The sequence below is a fragment of the Streptomyces sporangiiformans genome (assembly GCF_005768555.2).
Classification (GTDB): domain Bacteria; phylum Actinomycetota; class Actinomycetes; order Streptomycetales; family Streptomycetaceae; genus Streptomyces; species Streptomyces sporangiiformans.
The window spans coordinates 1-17579 of the sequence record NZ_VCHX02000133.1 but is presented as its reverse complement, the minus strand read 5'-3'; the positions used below and the strand labels follow the sequence as shown (position 1 = coordinate 17579).

Genomic DNA, 17579 nt, shown 5'->3' with positions numbered 1-17579 from the left:
TGGGTGTCTGTGGTGTCTCAGCGCACGTAACGCGTGAGAGGCCGGACTTGTGCCCGACCCGAGGCGGAGATTTTGCCTCACATCAAGGTCTGTTACTCAATCGACACCCAACCGGACTCCTCAAGAGTGATCGGCTTGGATGGCGAACGGGACCGTACACGGTCCGGATGCCGCACTTCAAAGGCGCCTCACCGTGTACTTCCCGTGATCAGCACCCCCGAAAACCAGGATGTTCCCGGCTTTCCGGCAAGCTTCTTGATCACGGAGAGTAGATGGCCAGAAAATCGCCCTTGTGATCGATCACACACGGACCCCCTGGGCAGGCACCCCGGAAATTCCGCTCAAAGCGAACAACGCTGCGTGTCGGCGACATGATCTCAGACGGGCAGGGTCACCCGCATCACCAGTCCACCTCCTTCGCGCGGTTCCGCAACGATGTGGCCGCCGTGGGCACGGGCCACCGACCGGGCGATCGACAGGCCGAGGCCCACGCCCTTGTCGCTGCCCGTCCGCTCGGTCCGCAGCCGCCGGAACGGTTCGAAGAGGTTGTCGATCTCGTACGCCGGCACCACGGGCCCCGTGTTGGACACCACGAGGACCGCCTGACCGTGCTGGACCTCGGTCGTCACCTCGACCCATCCGTCCTTCGGCACGTTGTACCGAACGGCGTTCTGCAGGAGGTTCAGGGCGATGCGCTCCAACAGGACGCCGTTGCCCTGGACGACCACGGGAGCCCGCTCTCCGCGGATCTCCACGCCCTTCGTGTCCGCCTCGGATCGCACCTGGTCGATGGCCTGCGAGGCGACCTCCGAGAGGTCGACCGGCTTGCGCTCGACGATCTGGTTGTCGCTGCGGGCGAGCAGCAGCAGGCCCTCCACGAGCTGCTCGCTGCGCTCGTTGGTGGCGAGCAGGGTCCTGCCCAGCTGTTGCAGCTCCACGGGCGCCCCTGGATCGGACAGGTGCACCTCCAAGAGCGTGCGGTTGATCGCGAGGGGCGTCCGCAGCTCGTGCGAGGCGTTCCCCACGAACCGCTGCTGGGCCGTGAAGGCCCGCTGCAGCCGCTCCAGCATGTCGTCGAAGGTGTCGGCCAGCTCCTTCAGCTCGTCGTCCGGACCGTCCAGCTCGATACGGCGGGACAGGTCCGAACCCGCCACCGCGCGCGCCGTACGGGTGATCCGGCCGAGCGGAGCCAGGACGCGGCCCGCCATCGCGTAGCCGAAGGCGAACGCGATCACGGCGAGGCCGAGCAGCGCGAGCAGCGAGCGGCTGAGCAGGTTGTCCAGGGCGACCTGGCGCTGGTGGTCGATGCAGTTGCTGATCGCCGCGTTGAACTCGTCGAGCGACTGCTGGCCGGAGCCGACGGCGGGGCACTTGTCGCTGGAGACCCTGATGGCGTCACCGCTGACGATCTTGAAAAGCGGCTCGTTGCCCGTGCTCACCGCCTGCGCGGCCAGCAGATAGATGATCGACAGCAGCAGGATGCCGGCGATCAGGAACATCCCGCCGTACAGCAGCGTGAGCCTTATCCGGATGGTCGGCCGCAGCCAGGGGAACGGAGGGTCCGGCCGCCGGGGGTCCCAGGTGGGCTTCGGGGGCGTCTTCGGGGGCGCCGGTGTCGTGGCCACCACGGATCAGATCCGGTAGCCGGAGCCCGGCACGGTCACGATGACCGGGGGCTCTCCGAGTTTGCGGCGCAGGGTCATCACGGTCACGCGTACGACGTTGGTGAACGGGTCGGTGTTCTCGTCCCAGGCCTTCTCCAGGAGCTGCTCGGCGGAGACGACGGCGCCCTCGCTGCGCAGCAGCACCTCCAGGACGGCGAACTCCTTGGGGGCGAGCTGGACCTCCTTGCCGTCCCGGAAGACCTCGCGGCGGTTGGGGTCGAGCTTGATCCCGGCGCGCTCCAGGACCGGCGGCAGCGGCACGCTCGTACGCCGGCCGAGGGCACGCACGCGTGCCGTCAGTTCGCTGAACGCGAAGGGCTTGGGCAGATAGTCGTCGGCACCGATCTCCAGGCCTTCGACGCGGTCGCTGACGTCCCCGGAGGCCGTGAGCATCAGCACGCGCGTGGGCATGCCGAGTTCGACGATCTTGCGGCAGACGTCGTCGCCGTGCACCAGCGGGAGGTCACGGTCGAGGACGACCACGTCGTAGTCGTTGACGCCGATGCGCTCCAGGGCGGCCGCACCGTCGTACACGACGTCGACGGCCATGGCCTCCCGGCGCAGTCCGGTGGCCACCGCATCGGCGAGCAGCTGCTCGTCCTCGACGACGAGTACGCGCACGTCGCTTGTCCTTCCTCTGTCCACCCGCGTAGCGGATCCTCCGCGCACGCAGACGGGTTCTGTAGTGGGTGAGACCTCCATCCTGCCCTTTTCGGCCATAAGTCGGCGGTAAGACGGGTGAGGGGGTCAGCCCATGCGAATTTTCTCGTCCGGTTGAGGTTTCCGTCGAACGGAGCGGGGGGAGGACGGCTTTACACCCCGCGATCACGCTCTGCATGTGGCACACCACCATGTGGCACGCCGCGATCCGCTTCCGCAGAGTGGGCGTGGGTGTCCGGCACCGTCGCCGCCCAGCAGGGGCAGCGCTGGGCATCCACAGGAGACGTGATCGCCCCTCCGAACGGCACACCCCCGTGCCACCGACCCACGACCCAGGACGAGGGGGCGCAGCATGGACGCATTCACCGCAGGACTTCTGCAGCGCATAAAGGCGACCGAGTCCGACCTGACGCGGGCTCGCGACGAGGGCGACGACTTCCTCGTCGAGGTCGAGCAGGGCGAGCTGGACGACCTGCACCGCCTCGCCGCTGAGCACGGTGTGGAGGTCGGCGCGTCACGCGTCTGATCAGCTCGCACGAGAGCGGGCCCCGGCAGATCCAGGCCGGGGCCCGCTTCGTTGCTGTACGCGCTGCCCGTCGTGGCGGTACGCGCCGTCAGATGCCAGTCATGGCGGTACGCCCTGTCAGTCGTGCCAGGCGCCCAGCTCCTCCAGGCGGGTCTGGAACGGCTCGAAGAGGCCGGGCGGGGCCGCGACGGTCAGCTCGGTCGAGAGCTGCTCTCCGGGGCGGCCACCGACCAGAGCGCCCGCCTCCCGGGCGATCAGGTCACCGGCCGCGTAGTCCCAGGGGTTCAGCCCGCGCTCGTAGTACGCGTCCAGGCGGCCTGTCCCGACGTCGCACAGGTCGATCGCGGCCGAGCCGCCGCGGCGGATGTCACGCACCTGCGGGATCAGCTGCCGGACCACCTCGGCCTGCCGGGACCGGCGTTCGGGGAGGTAGCCGAAGCCCGTGCCGACGAGGGCCCGCTCGAGGGCGGGGGCGGGCCGCACGCGCGCGGGGCGGTCGTTCACGTACGCGCCCTCGCCCAGGACGGCTCGGTAGGTCTCACCGCGCAGAGGGGCGTGCACCACGCCGACGACCGTCTCGCCGTCCTTGCGGGCGGCTATCGAGACGGCCCAGGTGGGCTGCCCGTACAGGTAGTTGACGGTTCCGTCGAGCGGGTCGATGACCCACTCGACGCCGCTGCTGCCCTGGACGCTGGCGCCCTCCTCGCCGAGCACGCCGTCGTCCGGCCGGCGGTCGGCGAGCAGACCGGTGATCAGCTTCTCGGAGGCGATGTCCATCTCGGTGACGACGTCGATGGCGCTGGTCTTGGTCGCGGCCACGCCGAGGTCATCGGGGCGGCCGTCGCGCAGAAAGGCGCCCGCGCGGTGAGCCGCATCCAGCGCGATCTCCAGGAGCTCGGCCTTGAGCGGGTCGTTCGCTGTGGGGGTCACGGTGTTCCTCACGCGTAGGGGCTGTCGGCGCCCGCGGCGGCGGGCTTCGGGGCACGGGCGGGGCAGCAGCCCACCGGGCAGAGGTCGTGGCTCGGGCCCAGCGCGCCGAGCGCGCAGAGCGTCACGTCGCCGCCGCGCTCGCTCGCGGCCCGCTCCAGGACGAGCTCGCGGATCGCGGCGGCGAACCGCGGATCGGCGCCCACGGTGGCCGAGCGGCGGACCGGCAGGCCCAGCTCCTCGGCCTTGGCCTTCGCCTCGGTGTCGAGGTCGTACAGGACCTCCATGTGGTCCGAGACGAACCCGATGGGGGCCATCACGACGGCCGGGACCCCGGTGCCGTGCAGCTCCTCCAGGTGGTCGCAGATGTCCGGCTCCAGCCACGGGATGTGCGGGGCACCGGAGCGGGACTGGTAGACGAGCTGCCAGGGGTGGTCGATCCCTGTTTCCTCGCGCACGGCGTCGGCGATCAGCCGCGCGACGTCCAGGTGCTGTGCGACGTACGCGCCACCGTCGCCGTGGTCCTCGACGGGCCCGGAGGTGTCCGCCGATGCGTTCGGGATCGAGTGGGTCGTGAAAGCGAGGTGCGCACCCGCGCGGACGTCCTCGGGAAGGTCGGCGAGCGACTTCAGGACGCCGTCGATCATGGGCTGCAGGAAGCCGGGGTGGTTGAAGTAGTGCCGCATTTTGTCGACCTGCGGCAGCTCCAGGCCCTCCGCCCGCAGGGTCGCGAGTGCTTCGGCGAGGTTCTCGCGGTACTGGCGGCAGCCCGAGTACGAGGCGTACGCGCTCGTGGCGAAGACGAGGATGCGGCGGCGGCCGTCTGCGACCATCTCGCGCAGGGTGTCGGTCAGATACGGCGCCCAGTTCCGGTTGCCCCAGTACACGGGCAGGTCCAGGCCGTGGCCCGCGAAGTCCTTGCGGAGGGCATCGAGGAGGGCGCGGTTCTGGTCGTTGATCGGGCTGACCCCGCCGAACAGGAAGTAGTGCTGTCCCACTTCCTTGAGACGTTCCTTGGGGATGCCTCTTCCCCGCGTCACGTTCTCCAGGAACGGGACCACGTCGTCGGGGCCTTCGGGGCCGCCGAACGAGAGCAGGAGCAGGGCGTCATACGGAGTGGCATCGAGCGCGTCGGGCATGTCTTGATCCTGCCACCCGCCGCTGACGGCCGGGAAACGGCGGTATGACAGCCCGACGCGGGCTCTACGGGGGTCACCCGACCCGTAAGCTGTATCAGCTGCGTTCACGCCTTACGTGATCCTTGCTGCACTCGCCGTACTCGCCGTCTCGCCGTACTCGCCCTACCGGATCGTCACCGGAGACTCCCGTGCCCAGCCCCTACCGCGCCCTGTTCGCCGCCCCCGGCTCCACGGGTTTCTCCACCGCGGGTTTCCTCGGCCGGATGCCGCTGTCGATGATGGGCATCGGCGTGGTGACGATGATCTCCCAGCTCACCGGGCGGTACGGGCTCGCGGGCGCGCTCTCGGCGACCATCGCGCTGTCCGCCGCGGTGATCGGCCCGCAGATATCCCGGCTGGTGGACCAGTACGGGCAGCGGCGCGTCCTGCGTCCCGCGACGCTCTGCGCCCTCGCCGCGGCCGCCGGGCTGCTGCTGGCCGCACACTTCGGCTGGCCGGACTGGGTGCTGTTCGTGTGCTCCGCCGCCATCGGCTGCGTACCGAGCATCGGCGCGATGACCAGGGCGCGCTGGGCGTATCTCTTCCGGGACAGGCCGGAGCTGCACACCGCCTACGCCTTCGAGTCCGTCATCGACGAGATCTGCTTCATCTTCGGGCCGATCATCTCCATCGGCCTGTCCACGGTCTGGTTCCCCGAGGCCGGGCCGCTCCTGGCGGGCTGCTTCCTGGCGGTCGGCGTCTTCTGGCTGACGGCCCAGCGCGCCACCGAACCTCCGCCGCATCCGCGCGAGCAGCTGGGGAGCGGCTCGGCGCTGCGCTCGGCCGGGCTGCAGGTCCTGGTGACCACCTTCGTGGCGACGGGTGCGATCTTCGGAGCGGTCGACGTGGTCACGGTGGCTTTCGCCGAGGAAGAGGGCCACAAGGCGGCCGCGAGCATCGTGCTGGCCGTGTACGCGGCGGGTTCCTGCCTGGCGGGAGCGGTGTTCGGCCTGTTGCGCTTCACGGGGGCGCCCGCCCGCAGGTGGGTGCTGGGCATCTGTGCGATGGCCGTGAGTATGATCCCCCTCCTACTGGTCGGAAACTTGCCGTTCCTGGCCGTGGCGCTGTTTGTCGCGGGCCTGTCCATCGCACCGACGATGATCACGACGATGGCCCTCGTCGAACGGCACGTACCTCGCGCGAAACTGACCGAGGGCATGACCTGGGTGAGCACCGGGCTGGCGGTCGGGGTCGCGCTCGGTTCCTCCGTGTCGGGCTGGGTGATCGACGCCGCCGGAGCCCGGGCCGGGTACGGGGTTCCGGCGGTCGCCGGAGCAGTCGCGGTCACGGTCGGTTTCCTGGGGTATCGCCGGCTCAGCAGGCCGGTTCCGCAGCGGGGAGGAACCCATGAGCAGCACAGCGAGCGGGAAGAGCGGCACCTGGCGTAACTGGGCGGGGAACGTCACCGCACGTCCCGTACGTGAGGTCACCCCCGCCTCCGTCGAGGAACTCTCCGCGGCCGTACGCAAGGCCGCCGAAGACGGCCTGAAGGTCAAGGCCGTGGGAACGGGCCACTCCTTCACGGCCGTCGCCGCGACCGACGGTGTGCTGATACGGCCCCAACTGCTCACCGGTATACGCAAGATCGACCGCCAGGCGGGCACGGTCACCGTGGAGGCCGGCACCCCGCTGAAGCGGCTGAACATGGCCCTGGCCCGCGAGGGTCTGTCGCTCACGAACATGGGCGACGTCACAGAGCAGACGGTCTCCGGCGCGACCAGCACGGGCACGCACGGTACGGGCCGGGACTCGGGCTCGATCGCCGCCCAGATCAAGGCCCTTGAGCTGGTGACGGCCGACGGCTCGGTGCTCACCTGCTCCGAGAAGGAGAACCCGGAGGTCTTCGTGGCCGCCCGTATCGGCCTCGGCGCCCTGGGCGTCATCACCGCGATCACGTTCTCCGTGGAGCCCGTTTTTCTGCTCACGGCCCGCGAGGAGCCGATGACCTTCGACGAGGTCACGAGCACTTTCGACGAACTGTTCGCGGAGAACGAGCACTTCGAGTTCTACTGGTTCCCGCACACCGGCAACTGCACCACCAAGCGCAACAACCGCAGCCCTGGGCCGGAGAGGCCGATCGGCAGGATCAGTGGCCTCTTCGAGGACGAGTTCCTTTCCAACGGCCTCTTCCAGGTGGCCAATACGGTCGGCCGCGCCGTGCCCGCGACCATCCCGGCGATCGCGAAGATCTCCAGCCGCGCCCTGTCCACACGCACGTACACCGACATTCCCTACAAAGTCTTCACTTCCCCTCGCCGGGTGCGCTTCACGGAGATGGAGTACGCCGTCCCGCGCGCGGCCCTAGTCGAGACGCTGCGCGAACTGAAGGCCATGGTCGACCGTTCGCCGCTGCGGATCAGTTTTCCGGTGGAGGTGCGTACGGCACCCGCGGACGACATCACGCTCTCCACGGCGTCCGGCCGGGACAGCGCGTACATCGCGGTCCACATGTACAAGGGCATGCCGAACCGGGCGTACTTCACGGCCGCCGAGCGGATCTTCACCGCGCACGAGGGTCGGCCGCACTGGGCCAAATTGCACACGCGCGACGCGGAGTACCTCTCCGAGGTCTATCCGCGCTTCGGCGAGTTCACGGCCCTTCGGGACCGGCTCGACCCGGACCGGCGCTTCGGAAACGACTATCTGCGGCGGGTGTTGGGGGCGTAGGCGCGCGGTCGCACACGCGTGGACCGTGACGGGGCCGGAGAGCGAAACGACTGGTTCCGTTTCCGGCGATTTCGTGAAGCCGCCACGCCCCGTGGTCACGGAAACGGCGCCTCGGCGGCCAACTCCTGGCCGCCGCGAGAAGTTGGGTGGCGTGCCGATCCACGCAGGTGGCCCGAATGGAGTACTGTTGCGAGCCCTGGGTCCGGACACCCGCCAGGGCGTCCGGTGCCTTCCAGGACCGCCGGGAGGGGGCTCGTTGCACAGGGTGATGAGGTTCGTCACTTAGCGTTGCGAATAGGTAACCGTGCCATAACGGCGATCCCGGGCCACCGCCCGACACGCCGGGCAACTCGGCAAGGTTGTGGCAGGCTGCACCCGGGCAGGCCACACTCGACTAGCGGAAGCAGCGACGCACGTGACGTCGGCAGGCACCACCCGGGAGGTCCCCATGCCCGAACTGCGTGTCGTGGCCGTCTCTAACGACGGCACACGGCTGGTGCTGAAAGCTGCCGACAGCACGGAGTACACGCTTCCGATCGACGAGCGTCTGCGCGCCGCCGTCCGCGGCGACCGCCCCCGACTCGGCCAGATCGAGATCGAGGTGGAGAGCCATCTCCGCCCCCGGGACATCCAGGCGCGTATACGCGCCGGCGCCACCGCCGAAGAGGTCGCCCAGTTCGCCAACATCCCCGTCGAACGGGTACGCCGTTTCGAGGGCCCCGTGCTGGCCGAGCGTGCCTTCATGGCGGAGCGGGCCCTGAAGACCCCGGTCCGTCGGCCGGGCGAGACCACGGGACCCCAGCTCGGCGAGGCGGTGCAGGAGCGGCTGCTGCTGCGCGGCGCCGACAAGGAGACCGTCCAGTGGGACTCGTGGCGTCGCGACGACGGCACATGGGAGGTCCTGCTCGTCTACCGGGTCGCGGGCGAACCGCACTCGGCGAGCTGGACGTACGACCCGCCACGGCGGCTCGTCCAGGCCGTCGACGACGAGGCGCGCTCGCTGATCGGCGAGTCCGACGACGAACTCGCCGCGCCCGAGCCCAGCTTCCCGTTCGTGCCGCGGATCGCCCGGCTGCCGCGTGACCGCCCGTTGGACCGTGCCCTGGACCGCCAGACGGAACGTCCCGTCCTGCCGTCTCCTTCGCCCGAGCCCGCGGAGGAGAGCACCAACGGCGAACGTGACTCGCTCACCAGCCTCCTGGAGGCCGTGCCCAGCTTCCGCGGCGACCTGGTGGTGCCCGAGCGCCCCACGACAGCCCCGGAGCATCCGGCGACGGCGGAGGAGGAGCCCGCCCCGGAGCCCGAGGAGGAAGAGCCCCCGGCTCCCGCGGCATCGGCCGGCTCGGCCTACGCCGACATCCTCATGCCCCGCTCGGTGGCCAGCCACCGCGACCGGCTCGTGGGCGCCACCGACCGTCAGGCCGAGGCCGACGGCGTCCGTCCGGGACGCAGAGCGGCGGTACCGAGCTGGGACGAGATCGTCTTCGGGACACGCCGCAAGAAGCAGGAGTAGAAAACGCGCGAGCAGGCAACGCGCGAGCAGGCAACAGGAGTCGTACGCGGAGAGGCTCGCACCGTTTCGGTGCGAGCCCCTTCACGCTGCGGGCTACTGCGGGTCCGGCCCGGTCGCGATCGGGCGGCTCTCGTCCCGCGACCACTCCGACCACGAACCCGCGTACAGCGCGGCCGGAATGCCCGCGACCTCCAGTGCGAGAACCTCGTGGGCGGCCGAGACGCCCGAGCCGCAGTAGACGCCGACCTCACAAGAGCCGGCAGCCCCCAAGGACTTGAAACGGTCGGCGAGTTCGGCGGCCGGGCGGAAGTGACCGGATTCCGTCACGTTCTGCGTGGTCGGCGCCGAGACCGCGCCGGGGATGTGGCCGCCGATCCGGTCGATCGGCTCGACATCGCCGCGGTAGCGCTCGGCGGCGCGTGCGTCGAGGAGCAGGCCGGTACGGGCCAGGGACGCGGCCGCGTCCGCGTCGAGGAGCGAGAGCGCGCCGGGCGAGGGCACGAAGGCCCCGGCGACAGGAGAGGGGACGCCGGCCTCCAGCGGGCCGCCCCAGGCCGCGAGACCGCCGTCCAGGACACGCACCGAGGGGTGCCCTGTCCAGCGCAGCAGCCACCACGCCCGCGCCGCGGCCCAGCCGAGCCCACCGTCGTAGACCACGACCGCACGGTCCTGACTGACTCCGGCCGCCCGCATGGCGGCCCCGAAGACCTCCATGTCCGGCAGCGGATGCCTGCCTCCCGCCCCGGGCGGAGCGGCGAGTTCCGAGTCCAGGTCCACGTAGACGGCCCCCGGGATGTGCCCCTCCTCGTAGGCGGAGCGCAGGTTCGGACCGCCCAGTTGCCAGCGGATGTCGAGCACGACCGGCGGGTTCGGTCCCACCAGGTTCCTCTCGAGTTCGGATGCGGAGATGATGGCGTTCATGGCCACCATCCTTACTTACGGGGTGGCCGCATCGTCCAGGTCCGGCTACTCTGCCCGCCGGACGGCCCGAGCACGCCGCGTACAGATCTGGCCACACACTGTAGAACTGATCGGCGCCACCAGACCACCGGCGGCGGTTCGCGCGTTCAAAAGGGGAAGGGAGGCGGCACCAGTGGGGGCCGAGGAGAGGGTGACGATGACCGAGGCACGGGGGTCGGCCGGCCGGGACAGCGCTGCGTACGCGCCCGGCACACCCTGCTGGGTGAGTCTGATGGTGCACGGGATGACCGCGGCCCAGGAGTTCTACGGGGCCCTGTTCGGCTGGAAGTTCGAGCCGGGCGCCCCGCACCTGGGCCCGTACGTACGAGCCGTGCTCGACGGCCACGATGTGGCCGGTATCGGACAACTTCCGCCCGACCGCCATCTGCCCCTCGCCTGGACGCCCTATTTCGCCTCGGACGACGTGGATCTGACCGCGGAAACGGTACGGCACTGCGGCGGAACGGTCGGGGTGGGCCCCTTGGACGCCTCGGACGCCGGCCGGCTCGCCATCGCCTCCGACCTTTCGGGCGCCGTCTTCGGCATCTGGCAGGCGGCGGCCCACCTCGGCACTGAGATCACCGAGGTCCCCGGGGCGCCCGCATGGAACGAGCTCCTCACGCGCGACTCCTCGAGCGTCGCCAGGTTCTACCAACATGTCTTCGGTTACGAGGTGGAGCCGGTCGTCTCCGCCGATCTCGACTACAACACTCTCCACATCGAGGGCCGCCCGGTCGCGGGCATCCGGGGTGTGGGCGCTGCCCTCCCCCGCGACCGTGGCCCTCACTGGATGACCTACTTCGAAGTCGCCGACGTGGACGCCTCGCTCACCCATGTCATCGAACTGGGCGGCCATGCCCTCAAGACGCCCCGCGACACCCCTCGGGGCCGCATCGCCAAGGTCGCGGACCCGGAAGGGGCGACGTTCTCACTGGTGCGCACGAGCCACTCGTCCGGATGAGCTCGAGCTGTTGCTGCCGTGGGGCCCACGCCGACAGAGATCACCGAGTCAGCGGGAGGTCAGGGACCCGGCGTTCCCACCGTGCACCGAGTGCAGCAATTCCTCCACGAGCACACCGACTTCGACTCGAGCCGCCTTGGGGTCCTCAGCCTCTCCAATGGCCATGGCCGCCTCGCTGAGCATCCGGAAGAGTACCCGCGTGAGAAGCGGACTCGGCTGAAGCCGTGATCTTCCCGCCACTGCGAGTTCGCGCAGCATGGCGTCCAACAGGCCCATCATGCCGGCCTCGAGTTCCCGGCACCGCTCCCAGCCCAGCACGGCGGGCGCCTGGCGCAGGCAGATGCGCTGGTACTCGCGATCCAGGCACGCGTCCAGGAATGCGTCGAGTCCCCGCGTGAGGCGAGCCCAGGGCTCGTCCACCTCCGCCCCGGCCTCGACGACCGTCTGCGCGATCCGGTCGTTGACCGTCGCCAGCACCTGCTCGAAGAGGGCCTGCTTGCCGGCGAAGTGGTGATACAGGGCGCCTTTGGTCAACCGCGCCGCAGCAGCCACCTCATCCAGCGAGGTCTGGGCGAAGCCCTTCTCCGTGAACAGCTCCAAGGCCGAGTCCAGCAGCGCGGCCCGGGTGGCCTCCACGTACTCCTGGCGCCTTCCCTTGACAGTCATGACCAGAAGGATATTCCATACTCAGAGTATCTGGCCAACTCTCGGAATGTTTCCACTCGTCCTCAGGGGGACCCATGCTTGCCCGACTGGCGTCGCTAGCCCTGCGGCGACGTCGACTCGTCCTCGTCATCGCAGTCCTGGGATTCGCCATCGCCGGGGCCATCGCCGCTCCGGCCATGAAGGTGCTCTCCGCGGGCGGCTTCGAAGACCCCGACGCCGAATCGTCCGTCGCCGTCGACATCCTGCGGGACCGCTTCGACACCGGTGACCCGAACTTCATCCTGCTGGCCCGGGCGCCCGGCAAGGTCGACTCCGGCGAGGCTGCCGCCGACGGCCGGGCGCTCACCCAGAAGCTCGCCGACCAGCGCGGCGTCGCCGAGGTGACCTCGTACTGGGCCTCCGATCATGCGGCCGACCTGCGCTCGAAGGACGGGCGTTCGGCACTCGTCCTGGCCCGCCTCCAGGGCGATGACGACGAGGTCCTGAAGGCCGCCAAACGCATCGCTCCCCTCGTCACGGCAGATCAGGGCGTACTGGAGGTCCAGTCCGGAGGTCGGGCGGAGTTCAACCGGCAGGGCTCCGAGCGGATCACCAGCGATCTGACGCGTGCGGAAGGCATCGCGATACCGATCACCATCCTGCTGCTGGTCCTCGTCTTCGGTTCCGGGATGGCGGCGCTGCTTCCGCTCGCCGTCGCGGGCGTGTCCGTCGTCGGCTCACTCGCCGTGCTGCGGCTGCTCAACGAGGTCACCGGCGTCTCCATCTTCGCCATCAACCTCTCCACAGCGCTGGGGCTCGGGCTGGCCATCGACTACTCGCTGTTCATCGTCAGCCGGTACCGGGAGGAACTGCGCAAGGGATACGACACGGCAGCGGCGCTACGGGGCTCGCTGCGTACGGCGGGTCGTACGGTGGTCTTCTCGGCGCTGACCGTGCTGCTTTCCCTTTCGGCGCTGCTGGTCTTCCCGCTCTACTTCCTGCGCTCGTTCGCCTATGCGGGGATCGCGGTGGTCTTCTTCGCCACGCTGGGCGCGGTCGTTCTCCTCCCGGCGCTGCTCGCCGCCCTCGGTCCCCGCATCGACAAGTTCGATGTGCTCGCCAAACTGCGCCGACGCGGATCCGGCAAGCGACCGAGGAATCCCGAGGACGGTTTCTGGCACCGGCTCGCCATGGCCGTCATGCGACGCCCCCTGCCGGTGCTCACCGTGGTTCTCGTCGCCCTGGCCGTCGTCGTCATGCCCTTCGCCAAGGCCTCGTTCAGCATCCCCGACGACCGGGCGCTGCCCAAGGACATGGCCGCGGCACAGGTGGGTTCCGCGACCCGCACCGATTTCCCGTCCTTCGCCGGGCAGGACTTGAAGGTTGTCCTGCCCGACCGGAAGCCGGACGACGCGGCGCTGACCGTGTACGCCGAGTCCCTGTCCGAGGTCGTCGGCGTCGACCGCGTGGACACGGCCACCGGCAGCTTCCGCGACGGCACCCGCATCGCGCCGCCCGCCGCAGGCGCGGAGCGGTTGTTCACCGACGGCAAGGGCACATGGCTGTCCGTGGCGACGGGAGTCGAGGCCTATTCACGGGCCGGTCAGGACCTCGTGTCCGACGTACGAGCGACCGGTCCGCCCGCAGGTACCGAGGCGCTCGTGGCAGGTCCCGCCGCCACCTACGCGGACACGCTGGACAGCTTGTGGTCCGCCCTGCCGTACGCCGCTCTGATCATCGCGGTGCTGACCTTCGTGCTGCTGTTCCTGTTCACCGGCAGCGTCGTCATGCCGATCAAGGCCATCCTTCTCAACCTGCTCAGCCTGACGGCGACTTACGGAGCGATGGTCTTCGTCTTCCAGGACGGTCATCTGCAGTGGCTGGTCGGGGACTTCACCGTCACGGGACGCATCGACGTGACCATGCCGATCCTGATGTTCTGCATCATCTTCGGCCTGTCCATGGACTACGAGGTGTTCCTGTTGTCCCGGATCAAGGAGGAATACGACCGCACCGGCGACAACCGCACCGCCGTCGCCGCCGGGTTGGAGGCCACTGGACGGATTGTCACGGCGGCTGCCGGTCTCCTGGCGATCTTCTTCCTCGCCCTGGTCAGTGCCGGTGTCACCCATGTCAAGATGCTGGGCCTGGGCACCGCGCTCGCGATCCTGATGGACGCCCTGGTCATCCGTGGTCTGCTCGTGCCCGCCTTCATGCGACTTGCGGGACGGGTGAACTGGTGGGCGCCTGCTCCGCTGCGGCGCCTCCACGACAGGATCGGCTTCAGCCACGGGCAGTCCTCCGGTGAAGACGGAAACCCGGTCCCCGCACCAGCCACCGCCGCGGCCGACGGCGTGCCGCCGACGCGACACGCCGTGTACTGAGATCNACACGCCGTGTACTGAGATCCGTACGAACGCCGGTCCGACTCAGGTCCGTACGAACGCCGGGGCCGACACCGGATGGTGCCGGCCCCGGCGTTCCCCGGCGGCCGGGGTCAGCGGATCAGCGGATCAGCGGATCAGCAACAGAACACCGCCGTGCCCGCGATGACGAAGGCAGGCGCGACAGCGAGGCCGACAAACCATCCGGCTCCGGCCACCACCGATCGTCTTCCGTCCACCTGGCCTATGTCGAGCAGCCTGTTGATGCGCTCGGCCACGTGATCCGCGGACGCCTGAAGGACGGTCGTGCCGACAGCGCTCCGGCGTCCTGCCTGTGCCGCGACGAGAAGGGCCAGACCGCGCGCCACGGTCTCTCTCCGAGTGCCCCGCGCCGCAGCGTCGTCGGCCGCCATCTCCGCCAGCCGCGCTACGGCGGGTCCTGCGGAAGTGAACAGCGGAACGCCCGGCAGCGCCCGGGCCAGGGACGCCGCGGCGGTGGTCAACAGGTAGTGACGTCCCTCCAGATGAGCCTTTTCGTGCGCCACAACGGCGGACAACTCCGACTGCGGGAGCGTCCTGAGCGCCGCTGTGGTCAGGACGATCCGCCCTCCCCGTGCCGCCACGCAGTACGCCGCCGGGCACTCGTGGTCGATGGCCATGACCCGGCCGCCGCCCACCTTCACGGGTCGGCCGAGCACGTCCAGGGCTTCGGCGAGACGCAGTTGGCGGCGGCGCCGCCTGAGCACGTCGCGCAGCAGAAGGGTGATCACCCGGGCCGGTACGCCGAACACCAAGACGACACCCACCGCCACAGGGACGGCTTCATGCCGGGAGGGTCCGGGCTCTGCGAAGAACTCCAGGCAGCACTCCCAAAGACCGCTGCCGAAGGCTTCCTCGGTCACCTCGCAACCGAGCAGTATCGCCCCTCCCACCCAGGAGCTGAGAAGCCCGAACCACACGGCGATGGCTGTCCGCGGTGCGTACACCACCCAACGGGCCCGGCGCAGCAGCAGGGACACCGGCACGGCGGTCACCGCCAGGTAGGACGCCAGCAGGAGCGGAGCCGTCATGTGTCGTCTCCCAAGGCGCGGCGAACCGTGCTCAGCAACGCGGGGGAACCGGTCGACGCCACCCGTTGGACGAACTGCAGCAGCACGGACTCCGGATCGTTGCTGTCGGTCAGTGCCTCGGCCATGAGCCGTGCCGTGCAGGCCTCACGGCTCTCACGGGGCTCGTACAGATACTGCTTCCCGGAGCGGGTACGGTCGAGCCAGCCCTTGCGGTGGAGCTTGGCCATGGTGGACATGACCGTCGTGTAAGCCAGTGGTGCACTGCGCTCGGCGTTCATGGCATCGACCATGTCACGCACGGGAAGAGGGTGGTCCGCGGACCAGATCCGCTCCATCACCTCGGCTTCAAGTGACCCCAGACTCCACACACTGCCCTCCGGTTTGTTCCGTGGCATCGTACCGGGGGCCCGGGTAACGAACTTGGGGCGATGCGGTGTCCGTCCGGATCAGCACGGACACCACATCGCCCCGTAGGTCACTGGTGATCAGTCGGCGGCAGCGGGCGACAGCCAGCGCCGGAACGTCGTGGCCAGCGCCGAACCGTGGGTGTCCCTCTCGTCAACGTGAGTACGGCTCTGTACCCCGTCCTCCGTGCCGCGCAGTTCGCCCATGAGGTTCTTCAGCAGGCGCTCGGCCTCAGGTTGGTGGGCGCCTGGGGACGTCACGCCGATGAGCAACTCGCCCTCGACCGTGCCGCAGAGTACCTCGAACCTGTGCCGGAGCGGTGTGTCCGGGTGGACCAGCGGCCCTGGACGGTTCCAGGACGGCCGCAGCCCCGGCATGGCGTACAGTTCGTCGACCGCACCGAGGTAGTTGAACGCGAACTCGGGCGCGGGAGCGGGTGCGCCACCCTCGTCCGCGGTGACGCCGTACGTGGCGAGGGCGTCATCCAGACCACCGTTGGGCCGGGCAAGGCGCGCCTCGGCGATCCCATGGACCGCTTCGGCGGACTCCTGCAGAGCGGCTACCTCCAGCTGATAGCGGACTGACAGCCTGCCGACCGTGCGCGACAGGTCAGCGGCAGCGGATGTACCGGGCAGCACCGCGGCCCGTCCGTGCCCGTCCACGTCGACGTGGATCGACTCGCCGAAGCCGGACACACGGGCGGAGCGGGCCAGGGCCGCGAGGAGCACGTCTCCCATGGTCACCGTGGAGCGGGCCTGCTCACGCAGTCGGTCGGTCGCCGGGGCGTCGAGCACCTCGATGAGCGTGACGGCGTCACGAGCGACACCGCGGGGTGTCTGCTCCACGGGAGGACGGGCCTGCTCCTCGCGCGTCACCGCCGTCTGCTCGGCGTGGCGCGCTACCTCCCCGGCCCACACCGCAGCGGGCACGGTGGGCGAGGGCAGTTCCGCGTGCCCCTCCTCCGCGATCTGAACGTGCGCGGCGAGCAGTTCTTCGAGGACGAGTCGCAAGGAGAAGTTGTCCACGACCAGCCAGTGGGCGACCAGAAGGACCTCCGGACGCCTGTCCCGGCCCCGGTCGAAATACAGCACCCGCAGGAGTGGCGGCTCCGCGAGGTCGAAGCCGCGTTGTGCCCGCTCGGCGAGCTCCTCGATGGTGCGGTCCTGATCCTCGACTGACAGGTCACCCAGGTCGAGCCACTCCAGAGGAACGGCAGACGCCTCGCCCGCCGCCGCCACGCGCTGCCGCCAGCCCCCGGGACCGTGGACGAAGCCCGTACGAAGGGCGTCGTGGCGGCCGATGAGGGTCCGGAGTGCGACACGCAGCGCCACCTTGTTCAGCGGGTCGTCGAGTTCGAAGAACAGCGCGTAGTTGTGGTGGCGGGCCACCGAGCCCTCGAGCCCGGCGAGGAGCATGGCCTGTGCGGGGAGCAGTGGCGCGTCGCCGACGACCTCGGCCCGCGCTTCGTCGGCCGGGCGAGGCCCCACCAGTGTGGCCACGCCGGCCAGCCCGAAGATCGTCGGGTGCTCGAAGAACTGACGCGGGCTGAGCGCCAGCCCCACGTCGGCCGCCCTGCTGATCACGCGAAGGGCGAGCAGCGAGTCCCCACCGAGTTCCCCGAAGTCGTCGTGGATGCTGATGGTTTCCGTGCCGAGCACCTCGACCCAGATGTCCCGCAGCCGCCGCTCCATGTCATTGCGCGGTTCTGGCCCCTGGGCGCTGTCCGGGTCCGAGGCACCGCGCGAGGGCGCACTCGCTGTCTGCGGCAGGGGTGCGGGCAGGGCGCTGCGGTCGACCTTGCCGTTGGCCGACAGGGGCAGGGCGTCAAGGAGCACGAAGTTGCGCGGGACCATGTACTCCGGGAGCACGGTGGCGATCATGGTCCGGGCGTCCGCGATGAACTCGTCCGGATCGTCGGAGACGGGGTCGATGGGCGTGAGGTAGGCGGTGAGGTGGTTGTTCGCCGCGGTGACGACGGCGTCCTTCACGCCGGGGTGGGTGGTGAGTTTGGCCTCGATC

15 protein-coding genes are annotated in these 17579 nt (G+C 69.7%); 6 read left to right on the top strand and 9 right to left on the bottom strand.

Translation table 11 applies throughout. The features are described from left to right. Positions 1–377: 377 nt before the first annotated feature. Both FGD71_RS19510 and FGD71_RS19505 read right to left on the bottom strand, forming a co-directional pair. Positions 378–1625: a sensor histidine kinase gene (locus tag FGD71_RS19510; protein WP_119101780.1), complete on the bottom strand. Its 1248-nt coding sequence runs from the start codon at positions 1623–1625 to the stop codon at positions 378–380. Positions 1626–1631: 6 nt separating this feature from the next. After that, on the bottom strand, positions 1632–2285 hold the full coding sequence (locus FGD71_RS19505; RefSeq protein ID WP_010983842.1) for a response regulator transcription factor: 654 nt from the start codon (positions 2283–2285) through the stop codon (positions 1632–1634). Positions 2286–2676: 391 nt separating this feature from the next. On the opposite strand from FGD71_RS19505, the gene FGD71_RS47445 reads away from it, so the two are divergent. Beyond that, positions 2677–2850, top strand: a complete 174-nt coding sequence (locus tag FGD71_RS47445; protein ID WP_162931172.1) for a hypothetical protein — start codon at positions 2677–2679, stop codon at positions 2848–2850. A 117-nt stretch (positions 2851–2967) separates the two neighbouring features. On the opposite strand, the gene FGD71_RS19500 is transcribed toward FGD71_RS47445, so the two are convergent. Together FGD71_RS19500 and FGD71_RS19495 are read right to left on the bottom strand one after the other, a co-directional pair. Then, positions 2968–3780, bottom strand: coding sequence for an inositol monophosphatase family protein (locus tag FGD71_RS19500; RefSeq protein WP_119101749.1), 813 nt, complete (start codon positions 3778–3780; stop codon positions 2968–2970). A gap of 8 nt (positions 3781–3788) precedes the next feature. Beyond that, on the bottom strand, positions 3789–4916 hold the full coding sequence (locus FGD71_RS19495) for a ferrochelatase (protein WP_119101748.1): 1128 nt from the start codon (positions 4914–4916) through the stop codon (positions 3789–3791). Between the two features lie 188 nt (positions 4917–5104). Here FGD71_RS19495 and FGD71_RS19490 point away from each other — a divergent pair, with 188 nt between their 5' ends. The 3 genes from FGD71_RS19490 (at position 5105) to sepH (ending at position 9135) form a co-directional block, all read left to right on the top strand. Further along, positions 5105–6343, top strand: a complete 1239-nt coding sequence (locus FGD71_RS19490) for an MFS transporter (protein ID WP_119101747.1) — start codon at positions 5105–5107, stop codon at positions 6341–6343. Further along, positions 6303–7622: a D-arabinono-1,4-lactone oxidase gene (locus FGD71_RS19485; RefSeq protein ID WP_119101746.1), complete on the top strand. Its 1320-nt coding sequence runs from the start codon at positions 6303–6305 to the stop codon at positions 7620–7622. Before FGD71_RS19490 ends, FGD71_RS19485 begins: the two co-directional genes overlap by 41 nt. A gap of 448 nt (positions 7623–8070) precedes the next feature. After that, complete coding sequence (gene sepH, locus FGD71_RS19480; protein WP_119101745.1) at positions 8071–9135, top strand: septation protein SepH; 1065 nt, start codon at positions 8071–8073, stop codon at positions 9133–9135. A 93-nt stretch (positions 9136–9228) separates the two neighbouring features. Here sepH and FGD71_RS19475 read toward each other — a convergent pair whose 3' ends face one another. Beyond that, a complete protein-coding gene (locus FGD71_RS19475; RefSeq protein WP_119101744.1) occupies positions 9229–10056 on the bottom strand; it encodes a sulfurtransferase in 828 nt (275 codons plus the stop codon). A 196-nt stretch (positions 10057–10252) separates the two neighbouring features. On the opposite strand from FGD71_RS19475, the gene FGD71_RS19470 reads away from it, so the two are divergent. Further along, the gene (locus tag FGD71_RS19470) at positions 10253–11056 is read left to right on the top strand and encodes a VOC family protein (RefSeq protein ID WP_119101743.1); all 804 of its coding nucleotides are present in this window, start codon (positions 10253–10255) and stop codon (positions 11054–11056) included. A gap of 48 nt (positions 11057–11104) precedes the next feature. On the opposite strand, the gene FGD71_RS19465 is transcribed toward FGD71_RS19470, so the two are convergent. Then, entirely contained in the window at positions 11105–11722 is a 618-nt protein-coding gene (locus tag FGD71_RS19465; protein ID WP_119101742.1) for a TetR/AcrR family transcriptional regulator, read from the bottom strand. Between the two features lie 74 nt (positions 11723–11796). Here FGD71_RS19465 and FGD71_RS19460 point away from each other — a divergent pair, with 74 nt between their 5' ends. Continuing rightward, positions 11797–14085: an MMPL family transporter gene (locus tag FGD71_RS19460; protein WP_119101741.1), complete on the top strand. Its 2289-nt coding sequence runs from the start codon at positions 11797–11799 to the stop codon at positions 14083–14085. Positions 14086–14222: 137 nt separating this feature from the next. On the opposite strand, the gene FGD71_RS19455 is transcribed toward FGD71_RS19460, so the two are convergent. From FGD71_RS19455 to FGD71_RS19445, 3 genes are all read right to left on the bottom strand, one after another. Further along, the gene (locus FGD71_RS19455; protein WP_119101740.1) at positions 14223–15155 is read right to left on the bottom strand and encodes a M56 family metallopeptidase; all 933 of its coding nucleotides are present in this window, start codon (positions 15153–15155) and stop codon (positions 14223–14225) included. Further along, positions 15152–15550, bottom strand: a complete 399-nt coding sequence (locus FGD71_RS19450) for a BlaI/MecI/CopY family transcriptional regulator (protein WP_119101739.1) — start codon at positions 15548–15550, stop codon at positions 15152–15154. The genes FGD71_RS19455 and FGD71_RS19450 overlap by 4 nt, the downstream gene beginning before the upstream one ends. A 90-nt stretch (positions 15551–15640) precedes the next feature. Then, positions 15641–17579 (bottom strand): condensation domain-containing protein (locus FGD71_RS19445; protein WP_240436677.1); only part of this gene is annotated, 1939 nt, incomplete at its 5' end.